This window comes from Marivita sp., assembly GCF_051859345.1.
Taxonomy (GTDB): Bacteria; Pseudomonadota; Alphaproteobacteria; order Rhodobacterales; family Rhodobacteraceae; genus Marivita.
The window spans coordinates 29,809-41,217 of the sequence record NZ_JBHYFV010000019.1; the positions used below are offsets into that span (position 1 = coordinate 29,809).

11 protein-coding genes are annotated in these 11,409 nt (G+C 58.7%); 3 read left to right on the forward strand and 8 right to left on the reverse strand.

Going from position 1 to position 11,409, the window contains the following annotated elements; all coding sequences use genetic code 11:
* Window positions 1–18: 18 nt before the first annotated feature.
* Entirely contained in the window at window positions 19–1,137 is a 1,119-nt protein-coding gene (locus ACTIEN_RS13180; RefSeq protein WP_439523609.1) for a hypothetical protein, read from the reverse strand.
* Entirely contained in the window at window positions 1,134–2,210 is a 1,077-nt protein-coding gene (locus tag ACTIEN_RS13185; protein ID WP_439523610.1) for a hypothetical protein, read from the reverse strand. The genes ACTIEN_RS13180 and ACTIEN_RS13185 overlap by 4 nt, the downstream gene beginning before the upstream one ends.
* A 163-nt stretch (window positions 2,211–2,373) precedes the next feature.
* Between ACTIEN_RS13185 and ACTIEN_RS13190 the strand changes: the two genes are divergently transcribed.
* Window positions 2,374–2,715 carry a cupin domain-containing protein gene (locus tag ACTIEN_RS13190; protein WP_439523611.1) on the forward strand — a complete coding sequence of 114 codons (342 nt, stop codon included), beginning with the start codon at window positions 2,374–2,376 and terminating at the stop codon, window positions 2,713–2,715.
* A 25-nt stretch (window positions 2,716–2,740) separates the two neighbouring features.
* A complete protein-coding gene (locus ACTIEN_RS13195; RefSeq protein ID WP_439523612.1) occupies window positions 2,741–3,862 on the forward strand; it encodes a serine/threonine protein kinase in 1,122 nt (373 codons plus the stop codon).
* A 71-nt stretch (window positions 3,863–3,933) separates the two neighbouring features.
* Here ACTIEN_RS13195 and glnT read toward each other — a convergent pair whose 3' ends face one another.
* The 5 genes from glnT to ACTIEN_RS13220 all read right to left on the reverse strand — a co-directional run bounded on the left by glnT (window position 3,934) and on the right by ACTIEN_RS13220 (window position 9,037).
* On the reverse strand, window positions 3,934–5,262 hold the full coding sequence (glnT, locus tag ACTIEN_RS13200) for a type III glutamate--ammonia ligase (protein ID WP_439523613.1): 1,329 nt from the start codon (window positions 5,260–5,262) through the stop codon (window positions 3,934–3,936).
* A gap of 71 nt (window positions 5,263–5,333) precedes the next feature.
* Entirely contained in the window at window positions 5,334–6,677 is a 1,344-nt protein-coding gene (locus tag ACTIEN_RS13205; RefSeq protein ID WP_439523614.1) for an FMN-binding glutamate synthase family protein, read from the reverse strand.
* An 11-nt stretch (window positions 6,678–6,688) separates the two neighbouring features.
* Complete coding sequence (locus tag ACTIEN_RS13210; RefSeq protein ID WP_439523615.1) at window positions 6,689–7,366, reverse strand: protein GlxC; 678 nt, start codon at window positions 7,364–7,366, stop codon at window positions 6,689–6,691.
* A 1-nt stretch (window position 7,367) separates the two neighbouring features.
* Window positions 7,368–8,297 carry a class II glutamine amidotransferase gene (locus ACTIEN_RS13215; protein WP_439523616.1) on the reverse strand — a complete coding sequence of 310 codons (930 nt, stop codon included), beginning with the start codon at window positions 8,295–8,297 and terminating at the stop codon, window positions 7,368–7,370.
* A 119-nt stretch (window positions 8,298–8,416) separates the two neighbouring features.
* On the reverse strand, window positions 8,417–9,037 hold the full coding sequence (locus ACTIEN_RS13220; protein ID WP_439523617.1) for a helix-turn-helix domain-containing protein: 621 nt from the start codon (window positions 9,035–9,037) through the stop codon (window positions 8,417–8,419).
* Window positions 9,038–9,350: 313 nt separating this feature from the next.
* Here ACTIEN_RS13220 and ACTIEN_RS13225 point away from each other — a divergent pair, with 313 nt between their 5' ends.
* A complete protein-coding gene (locus tag ACTIEN_RS13225; protein ID WP_439523618.1) occupies window positions 9,351–11,111 on the forward strand; it encodes a sensor histidine kinase in 1,761 nt (586 codons plus the stop codon).
* A 91-nt stretch (window positions 11,112–11,202) separates the two neighbouring features.
* Here the strand turns inward: ACTIEN_RS13225 and ACTIEN_RS13230 are convergent, their stop codons facing one another.
* Window positions 11,203–11,355, reverse strand: a complete 153-nt coding sequence (locus ACTIEN_RS13230; protein WP_439523619.1) for a hypothetical protein — start codon at window positions 11,353–11,355, stop codon at window positions 11,203–11,205.
* Window positions 11,356–11,409: the final 54 nt, after the last annotated feature.

Genomic DNA, 11,409 nt, shown 5'->3' on the forward strand with positions numbered 1-11,409 from the left:
GCGGCGTAAGCACGACGATCAATAACTCAAGACCCGCCCCGCATCGCTCACCACGAACTTGCGGACTTGGGCAAATCCCGGCGGGTTCAATTCTGCCAGGGCCTGAAACGGTCGCTCCGGCAGGATCACCATGCGTTCGGTCGCCGTTGTCCCGGTCTCGGCACCACGCCCGGCAAACGGGTCCAAAGCAAACACCTCGCGATCCACTTTCGAGAACCAGCCGGATTTCTCCTGCCGCACGCGCTCGCTTTCCAGCTCTTCCAACGTCCAGGCCAGCGCCCAATCCTGTCCCTCCGGCGCGCGCGCCTGTTCCAGCACCTCGCGGATCGGGCCGGACTGCTGGGTGAAGGAATGCGAATACATCGGGCCAATGTGAAACCGCCGCAGCCGCTTGGGGTGCAGATCGTCAAAGGTCTCATCGAACCCCTGCGCAATGGTCAAAAGCTTCAGCCCGCCCAAGCTTTGCGCCATCAGATGCGCCTGCACTTCGGGCCAGCGGCGTTCGTCCTTGGGCAAGGCATCACGCCCGCTGTCCTCGACCTCCATCAGGTAGATCGTCGGCAGGTTCACCTGGCTGTCATAGACACCCCAGTGCAGCAGATACCGCCTGCGCGGCTCGGTTCCCGACAGCCACAGGCATTGCGGATCATTGCGCGCCCAGAAAAGCTTGCCGCGTGTCAGTTCCTCGTAATAGAGCCGCTGGCTCAGGGTGAATTGCAGCCGCGTCGGGATCGCCTGATCGCCGACGATCTCGGCCACCATCTGATCCTTGAGCGCCTCGACCGACGGCATCGACCGCAAATGCTGATCCGCCTGCGCGGCATCGTTGGCCATCACCAGAAGTTCGGTTGCCGTGGGAAACCCGCTGTCGCGAATGTCCATCGTCAACGAGCCGAAGAACTGCCCGGTGTCCCGCCCGACCAGCAGGTATTTCATCGACAGCGCCCGGAATGTGAGGTTGAGGCCTGTCACATAGCGCGCCAGCACCTCGACCTCGGTCTTGGACAGCCGCTTTTCCACATGCAGCATTGCAGCGACCCGGCCCAGATGGCCGAGAATGGCCTCGAACTTGGCAAAGTAGCGGCGGCTGGCAAGCGTGTCCGGGATGCCGCGATGGTCGTCGGCGGTGTTGGTCATGAACCGTACAGGTTCTTGTCATGCTTCTCGACAATCGACTGGAACCGGCGGGCAAAGCGTTCGTCGGCCTTGGCCTTGGCCTCCAACACTTCGCGGGCAAAGACCATGTGATCCTCGTGGCTCTCCAGCATGTCAGCCATTTTCTGATTGGTCGCGGCCCCGATCCCGGCCATCGCGGATTGCGCCTCCTGGTCCGTCTTGACGCCGATCTCGTTGATCCGGTGCGCCACGTCCTGCTGCTGCGCCGTTTTCAGCGACTTGGAAAGGGCATCATAGAGCACAACCCGCTGTTTCGTGTCGGTCTGCAGCTTGTTGATCAGCACCATTTGCGTCGCCGCCTGATTCTGAAGCGAGTCGATCCAGGTCTTGCCCTTCTCGATATACCGCTCAAGTGTCTGGCTTTTCGCCAGCTTGACCTGCTCGTCCTGCACCATCGCATTGTAGGCGGCGTTCAACTCGGCCAGTTCTGTCTCCAGCTTGGTGCGCGCGGCGGCGTCCTGTTCGACGCTGATCTTGTTTTCCAACTCGATGATCCTGGGGTCCATGCCCAGGATTTCGGCGCGCACGTTCTCCAATTCGCCGACCGTCGCTTCACGTTCATCCAAGGTCTCGGACAGGTTCACTTCAACCTTGTCCTTCTGTTCGTTCAACAGGTTCAACTGGCCCTGAAGCAGCGTCACGATCACGTCCGACTTGGTGATCAGATCCTGCAGCTTGTCGTCAATGGAGGCGGTCTTCATCCGCTCCTGTCGCATCGACTCTGACTTGCCGCTTGAGAAGATACCGACAAAGCTTTCCCAACCTGTCTTTGACCGCATCTCGTCAAAATCCTTGGAGAATGCCGCCGTCACATCATCCAGCCCCATGATCAACTCGGCAATGTTGGCGTTCATCACATCCGTATGCGCATGTACGTCTTCAAGCGTGGCGTTTTCGATGTCGAAAGTGATGTCCGTGCCAGCCTTCATCTTGGACCGCGCGGTTTCGATCCGAGAGGTCAGTTCGGCGATCTTGGCCTGCGCTTCGGCGACCTGCGCCTGACTTTCGCGCACCTGGGTGTCAAAATTTGTCATCAAAAACTCCTGTCTTCAATCTGATATCGGGATCACCCCAGCGAAAGTAAAGACGATTTACATTCTTTGTCTTCTGCTTGGAGGGAAATGTCGCAAATGGTTGCCACATTGGAAAGAAAAAGCTGTATCACCGGCCAAAATTCGTTTGGTCAGGAGGGCTGCGATGTCCGATCTCTTTTTGCGCCTGGACGCTGATGGCGCTTTTGAACAAGACGCGCCAACTGCAGATCGCGTGATATCTGGTGACCCTCGGTTCCGCACATGGAACCGGGAAGACCGGGACGGACTCTATTGCGGCTTATGGGAATCGACCCCCGGAAAATGGCGGATCGCTTACGTTGAATGGGAGTTCTGTCACATTCTGGCAGGCCATTCGATCATCACCGATGCGGACGGTGTCGATCATCCGCTGCGAACAGGCGACAGTTTCATTCTGCGTCCGGGGTTTACCGGAACGTGGGATGTGATCGAGACGACCCGCAAAGAATACGTCATCCACCTGTGAACATCGAAGACAAGGAAAGAAGGGAATGAACTGGTCGCCGGACAAAACCCAGGTCAAAAGCTGGAACGAATGGGACACTCTGCGCCATGTGATCGTGGGTCGCGCGGATGACTGCCACATCCCGCCCGAGGAACCGGCGCTTGACGCAAAAGTGCCAGAAGACAGCGACATGCGCGGTCAGTGGGGACGGCGACCACAAGATACCATCGACCGTGCAAACGAATTGCTGGATGGCTTTGCCGACATGCTGGCCAAGCGCGGCATCCGGGTGGATCGCCCGACGCCAACGGATTTCTCGAAGCCCGTGACGACGCCTGACTTCCACACAGACAGCCAGTTTGGCTGCATGCCGCCGCGCGATGTGTTGCTGACCGTGGGGCACGAAATCCTTGAAGCGACCATGTCCTATCGCTGCCGGTGGTTCGAATATCTGTGCTACCGGCCGCTGATGCAGCAATATTGGGAAGAGGACGTGAATTTCCGCCACGAGGCGGCGCCCAAGCCGCGCCTGACAGATGCGGATTATCACGCCGATTACCTGTCCGAGAAGATCGGCATCGAAAAGCGCCTCAAGTGGACGGCCGAGAAGTTCTTTGTCACCACCGAGGAAGAACCGCTCTTCGATGCGGCGGATGTGCTGCGGTTTGGCAAAGACCTGATCGTGCAGCATGGGTTTACCACGAATATGAAGGGCATCGAGTGGCTGCGCCGTCATTTCGCCGACCATCGCGTGCGCGCCGTGAACTTCCCCGGTGATCCGTACCCGATCCATATCGACGCCACGTTCACGCCGCTGCGCCCCGGTCTGATCCTGAACAACCCGAACCGTCGTCTGCCGGACGACCAGCGCGCGTATTTTCAGAGAAACGATTGGGAAATCGTTGACGCGGCCCAGCCTTCGCACAACACGCCGCCGCCGCTCTGCTATTCGTCCACATGGCTGTCAATGAACGTGCTGGTTCTGGATCCCAGGACCGTCTGCGTCGAGGCGTCCGAGGTCTACCAGATGGAACAGATGGACAAGCTGGGGATGGAGGTGATCCCGGTCGCGCTTCGCGATGCCTATGCGTTCGGTGGCGGGTTGCATTGCTGCACGGCGGATGTCTACCGCGATGGCGATTGCGAAGATTATTTCCCCAAACAATAACTCTGCCTGAACCCACCGCATTGCGTTTCAGTCAGCAGGACTGCACGCATCAGCGCGTCTGTCAGGGAGCGTCAGATGTCCAGCGTGTTGTCCTTTTCCCATTGCGTGAAGTGCGACACATAGGAATTCCATTCCTGCATCTTCAGGTTCAGGAAGGCGGTTGAGAACTCATCACCCATCGCAGCCTTCAATTCCTTGTCCCTGTCATAGGCGCGCAAGGCATCCAGCATGTTCAGCGGTAGTTTCGGCGCGCCCCGCACCTTGTGGCCTTCGGCATACATGTCGATATCGTACCGCTTGCCCGGATCGGCTTTGGACCGGACGCCCGACAGTCCCGCCGCGATGATTACCGCTTGTAAAAGATAGGGATTCGCCGCCCCATCCGCGAGGCGCAGTTCGAACCGCCCCGGTCCGGGGACGCGCACCATGTGGGTGCGGTTGTTGCCGGTCCATGTGACGGTGTTGGGTGCCCACGTCGCCCCTGACATCGTGCGCGGCGCGTTGATGCGCTTGTAGCTGTTCACGGTGGGGTTGGTGATCGCGGCAAGCGCGCTGGCGTGTTTCATGATCCCGCCAAGGAAATGCTTGCCGCGCTCCGACAGGCCGACTTCACCGGTCTGGCCTTCGCCGTCGCCGGCAAAGACGTTGGTTTTCGCCTGATCGCCGGGCGCATCCCAGACCGAGATATGTGCGTGGCAGCCATTGCCGGTCAGACCTTCAATGGGTTTGGGCATAAAGGTGGCGCGGAAGCCGTGTTTCTCAGCCACGGATTTGACCATGAACTTGAAGAACGAATGTTTGTCGGCGGTCTTCAACGCATCGTCAAAGTCCCAGTTCATCTCGAACTGGCCATTCGCGTCTTCGTGGTCGTTCTGGTACGGCCCCCAGCCCAGATCGAGCATGTAGTCGCAAATCTCGCGCACCACGTCGTAGCGGCGCATCACCGCTTGCTGGTCGTAGCAGGGCTTTTCGGCGGTATCGAACGGGTCGCTGATCTGGTCGCCTTCTGGGGTGAGCAGGAAAAACTCGGCCTCCACCCCTGTCTTGACGTGCAGACCTTCGCCCGTCGCCTCGTCGATCAGCCGCCGCAGCACGTTGCGCGGGGCCTGGGCCACGTCTTCGCCCTCCATCACGCAATTCGCAGCGACCCAAGCGACCTCGGGTTTCCACGGCAGTTGAATGACCGAGGACGGGTCAGGCACGGCCAGCATGTCGGGATGGGCGGGCGTCATGTCGAGCCATGTGGCAAAGCCCGCGAATCCGGCGCCGTCTTCCTGCATGTCGGCGATCGCCTGTGCCGGAACCAGTTTGGCACGTTGCCCACCGAAGAGATCGGTAAACGAAATCATGAAATACTTGACGCCCTTATCCGAGGCGAATTTGGCGAGATCCGTGGTCATGCAGTCAGTTCCCCGTTGTTTCTTAACCCATTGAAAAAGGCGCAGCCTGTGCGCCGCGCCTTATGTCCGTGTCAGAATGTCGTGCCTTGCTTTCCGGGCCACCAGTCGGTTCCGGCCAGCGGAACCTTGGCCATCGCCGCCGCCTCCATCGTCAGCGCGCAGAGGTCTTCGGGTTCCAGGTTGTGCAGCTTGTTCTTGCCGCAGGCCCGGGCGATGGTCTGGGTTTCAAGGGTCATGACCTTGAGGTAGTTGCGCAGGCGCCGCCCGCCTTCGACCGGATCGAGCCGCGCGGCGAGGTCCGGGTTCTGGGTGCTGATGCCCGCAGGGTCATTGCCCTCGTGCCAATCGTCATAGGCCCCGGCAGTGGTACCCAGCTTCTGGTACTCGGCTTCCCATTTCGGATCATTGTCGCCCAGCGCAATCAGCGCGGCGGTGCCGATAGACACCGCATCCGCACCAAGCGCCATGCATTTCGCCACATCTGCGCCAGTGCGGATCCCGCCCGACACGATCAGTTGCACCTCGCGGTGCATACCCAAATCTTCCAGCGCGCGCACGGCTTCGCGAATACAGGCGAGGGTCGGCATCCCGACATGTTCGATAAACACATCTTGCGTCGCCGCCGTACCGCCTTGCATCCCGTCGAGGACGACCACATCCGCGCCAGCCTTGACCGCGAGCGTGGTGTCGAAATAAGGCCGCGCGCCACCGATCTTGATGTAGATCGGCACCCGCCAGCCGGTGATTTCGCGCAGTTCGAGGATCTTGATTTCGAGGTCATCCGGCCCGGTCCAATCGGGGTGACGACAGGCCGACCGTTGGTCGATCCCCTTGGGCAGGTTGCGCATATTGGCCACACGGTCAGTGATCTTTTGACCCAACAGCATCCCGCCGCCACCGGGTTTGGCACCCTGTCCGACGACGACTTCGATGGCATCCGCCCTGCGCAGATCGTCGGGATTCATCCCGTAGCGCGAGGGTAGGTATTGGTAGACCAGCGTCTTGGAATGGCCCCGTTCCTCGGGTGTCATGCCGCCATCACCAGTGGTGGTGGAGGTGCCAGCGAGCGTCGCGCCCCGGCCCAGAGCTTCTTTGGCGGCACCGCTCAGTGCGCCGAAACTCATGCCCGCGATGGTGATGGGAATATCGAGTGTGATCGGGTTCTTCGCATAACGCGTACCGAGCGTGACAGAGGTGTCACATGCTTCGCGATACCCTTCGAGCGGGTAGCGCGAGATCGACGCGCCGAGGAACAGAAGGTCGTCGAAATGCGGGACCTTGCGTTTCGCGCCACCGCCGCGAATATCGTAGATGCCGGTGGCCGCGGCGCGCCGGATCTCGGCGTTCACCGGGTTGGAAAACGTGGCGGATTGGATCGGAACCGTGCGCGGGGCGCTGGTGTGGTCGTCTTTCATCTGTCCGGCCCTCAATACGCGTTGTCGATGTTGAAGTTGTACAATTGGCGGGCTGAACCGTACCGTTTGAACTCTTCAGGTTTCGCGTCACTACCGCCGCGCTCCAGAAGGTCGGTCAGCAATGTGATGTGTTCGGGCCGCATCTCTTTCTCAATGCAGTCCGCCCCTAGTGATTTGACCGATCCGCGCACGAAGAGGTGCGCTTCGTAGATCGAGTCGCCCAAGGCATCGCCCGCATCGCCGCAGACAACCAAGTTGCCGGACTGCGCCATGAAGGCGGACATGTGGCCCACATTGCCGTGTACGATGATGTCGATGCCCTTCATCGAAATGCCACAGCGGGACGAGGCATTGCCCTTGATGATGAGCGTGCCGCCGTGCCCGGTGGCCCCGGCGTATTGCGATGCGTCGCCGTCGATAATGACAGTTCCGGACATCATGTTTTCCGCAACACCTGGCCCGACAGAACCGTGCACGTTGATTGTCGCCTGTTTGTTCATTCCGGCGCAGTAATAGCCTGTCGAGCCTTTGACCGTGACCTCGATCTCTGCATCCAGACCTACGGCGATGGCGTGGCTGCCCTTGGGGTTCACAATTTCCCACGCGGTCTGGTTCGTCGCTTCGGCCTGCGCCTGAAGCGTGGTGTTCAGGTCGCGCAGAGGGGTGGTTGCCATGTCGATGGTCTGCATCTCAGGCGGCCTTTTCGGTTGGGGTGGAGGTGTCGTCGTGGCTCCAGAAATAGACGGTGGCGGGTTCCGGTTCCCAGACGCGGGCCTGTTCTATGCCCGGCAAATTGACCAGCGCGCGGTATTCGGACCCGAAGGCCACATATTGATCGGTTTCGGCCATGACGGCGGGTTTGCAGGCAATCGGGTCACGGACCACGCCGAACCCGTCCTTGGTGCCGACGACGAAGGTGAAGAACCCGTCCAGATCGTCCAGAGAACTTTCAAGCGCCTCGCCCAGGGTCGCGCCGTTCTGCATGCGCCATGTGAGATAGGCGGCGCCGACCTCGGTGTCGTTCTCGGTTTCGATATGGATGCCTTCGCGCTGCAACTTGCGGCGCAGGCGGTTGTGGTTGGACAGCGACCCGTTATGGACAAGGCACTGGTCTGGCCCGGTATTGAACGGGTGCGCGCCCATCGTTGTGACCATCGATTCCGTCGCCATTCGCGTGTGGCCGATGCCGTGCGTGCCGGACATGGCGCGCAGGTCGAACCTGTCCGCCACGTCCTTGGGCAGACCGACCTCCTTGTAGATTTCCACCGTATCGCCCGACGACATGACGCGGATATCGGGGTTGACCGTGGCCAGTGCGGCGCGGGCGGCGGTTAGATGTCCACGCGGAATTTCCAGAACGGCATGGGTGTCCTTGCGGTGCATCTTCACCGTGCTGCCAAGGGCGGTGCTCAGATCGGACTCAAGCGTGGCAAAGGCCTGATCGGGGGTGTCGGACTGGACTGTCAGCTTGGAGTTACCGAGGTCTTCCTTGCCGTAGATCGCGATGCCCGCGCTGTCGGGGCCGCGATCTGTCATGGTAATCAGCATGTCGGTCAGCATCGACCCCAGCTGCGGTTCAAGCGAACGATCCTTGAGGAATAATCCGACGATTCCACACATCCCGCGTTCCTTTTGCGTTATCGGGGTTCAAGACGATGGCATTGGATAGCATTGCCCATATGCGCAGACAATAAGGGGAATTAAATTTTCCCCGTAGGAATACTGACTTGCCTAATTTTTCAGCTTTGGGCGTAGCTGATGATCGACAGGTACTTGGCGGGCAGGTCAACCAGCGTTTCAGGCCCATGCGGCGCGTCGGCCTCGAAAAACAGCGTGTCACCGGGGCGCAGGGGGTAAATCGAAGACCCATGGCGATAGTCGATAGCGCCTTCGAGCATGAAGATGGTTTCGATGCCGTCATGCTGAAACGTCTGGAACGTATCGGATTCTGAATTCAGCACGATCAGGTAGGGCTCTACGATCACGCCGCTGGTGTTGGCTCCGATATGGCCAAGCAGGTTGTACTGATGCCCGGCGCGTGTGCCTTCGCGTTCAATGGTCACTCCCTGGCCCGCCGGAGTGTGGACGACCTCACGCTTTTCCTCGAACCCTCGAAAGAACGCGGTCAGCGGAACAGACAGCGCGTTGGCCAAGGTCTGAAGTGTCGTCAGAGAGGGCGAGGTGTTACCGTTCTCGATCTTCGATAGCATGCCGACGGAAATATCTGTCTGTTTGGACAGATCCGAGACTGTCATGTTCTTTTGCTTGCGAAAGGATCGAAGCTCGCGCCCGATTGCAACCTCGAGAACCTTTTCCTGTATGTCCGACGTCCGGTGTGGGTTCTGTGTGAGTTTGACCAAGGATCACCCGTTCTTCGGCACAGTGTCGACACAAGTGTTAGAGACACTAAACTTAAAAGACCAGCATAGCGAAAACTGTGGCTTTTTGCCCTCAGACAAAACGAAAGACGGAAATGAGAACAGGTTCACATTTTTCTCATCGTTTGGTGTGGAACAAGTTGCATACCCAGACGTTGCAAACTTGGCATCCAAGCAAAACAATCAGGCAAGAAACAATGTCACTGAACCAAGCGTCGGCAACCACCACTGCGAAAACGACATTCGCTGAGCGGGAACCGATCGTTTTCCGCAACACGCGGCTGACATAGATTTCATGCACACGCAGGAGTCCGATAGCGTAAATTCCGACGAAAGGGACACGAAAGCGAAGGCGTTTCGCCAAAGCTTGGTGGTGCGCATTGCGTTCCTTCTGTCGCTCGCGTTGCTGCCAATCGGACTTGTTGCCATGGGGCAAAGCTGGCGGGCACTGCACATCACGAATGAAAACCTGGAATCGTCGATCCATGCGCGCACCAGCGCCCTGGTCGAACCAGAGCGGCGGGCGCTGTTCAGCAAACTTGGAACAGCACGAACCTTGGCGGACACGTTGGGTGCGGCCGAGTTCAGCACAAGCGATTGCACGGCGATCATGCAGCGGGTGCTCGAGACCAACCCACGGCTTGCCTTCGCAGGTCTCTTGGAACCGGGTTCAGTTTCAAGGTGCAACAGCCAGGGTCGCCTGTTCGATTTTCCACAAAGCGAACGGACACAAGAGCTTTTTGCGAACCCCGAACCCTATATCGCGTTCGAACCTCGGGGATCGGCAAGTCAACTGCCTGTCATCATCGTGGCATATCCGACCTATGACCAGAATGGTGACCTCAAGGGCTTTGCCCTCATCTCGTTCCAAACCGAACCCTTGTTGCGACCGGACTCGTCGCTTGGGATGGACGGCGATGTGGCTTTGGTCACGTTCAACAAGTTCGGTGACATCCTGTCGACCTTTACACCTGACGGGCCACTAGAAGAGTACCTTCCGGGCGGCTTGTCGTATGTCGGTTTTGTTGATCAGGACGATACATTTTTCACGGCAACCACGCGTTCCGGCGAAACGCGTTTGATCTCGGTTGTGCCGATCCTGCCCGGTGAAGTGTATGCTCTGGGCAGTTGGGGTCGCACCGCGTTACAGCGGACAACAGCGCCCTGGTTCACCATCTCGACACTGTTGTTTCCGTTCCTGATGTGGCTGGTCGGTATTGTGGTGGCCGTGACTTCGCTCAACCGGCTGGTGTTGCGCCACATCCGCGACCTGGGGCGGCGGATGCGCCGTTTCGCGACCTATCGCGATGTCGAAAGATCCGAGAATATCGAAGATGCGCCCAGTGAAATAAAGACGATCAACGCCACGTTCGAAGCGATGGCGGATCAATTGCTGCGCGACGAGGCAGATCTTGAAAACTCGGTTTTCGAACGTGAGGTGTTGCTCAAAGAGGTGCATCACCGCGTGAAGAACAATCTTCAATTGATCTCCTCGATCATCAACATGCAGGTCCGTCAGGTGGCCAGCCCCGAAGCTGTGTCAGCCCTTCGCCAGTTTCAGGATCGGGTGACGAGCCTCGCGTCCGTTCACCGCGCACTTTATCAAGAGCCATCCCTGACCCATATCCGCTTTGACGTGCTCTTGGGTGACCTGGTCGCACAGGTCAACGCGGCTGGAACGCCGGACAATCAAACCGTGCAGATCGACCTTGATATGGATCCGGTAACCCTGCTGCCCGACCAGACAAGCCCGCTTGCCATGGTCACCACAGAGGCCTTGTCCAACGCCTTCAAATACGGCGGACCGGGGGAGGATGGTGTATTTCGTCTGAAGGTTCACCTGAAGGAATTCACGCGGGATGACACGACAAACGTGCGTTTGACGATTGAAAACAGCGTTGACCCAACCGCATCAAGGACTGTTGGAACAGGTCTTGGAAAGCGGTTGATCCTTGCCTTCGCCAGCCAGTTGAATGGTGATCTTCAGGAAATTGACGAGGATGATTGCCACGGATTGATCATCACGTTCGAATTTCAACCGTTTTCCCCCGAGTAAGACATCGTTTACGGACGGGGTGTCGAAAAAACGCGCGCCGGATTTTCGGCGCGCGCGACTTGGATTACGGGTTATTTCAGACTCCGTTAGATCAGGAGTTCGGAGCGTCTTCGGCCAGCCGCGACTTCGGCGCGGACGGATCGTTTCGCTGTTCCTCGGTCCGGTGTTTGCTGACCAAGGCGAAAACGATAAAGGTAAGCATGGTCATCAACGCGAGAAGCGGTACAATAAATTCTGCTGTCATCTTTTTTCTCCTTCCAGCAGTTTAACCCACCATCGCACCAACTGTTCCAAAAAA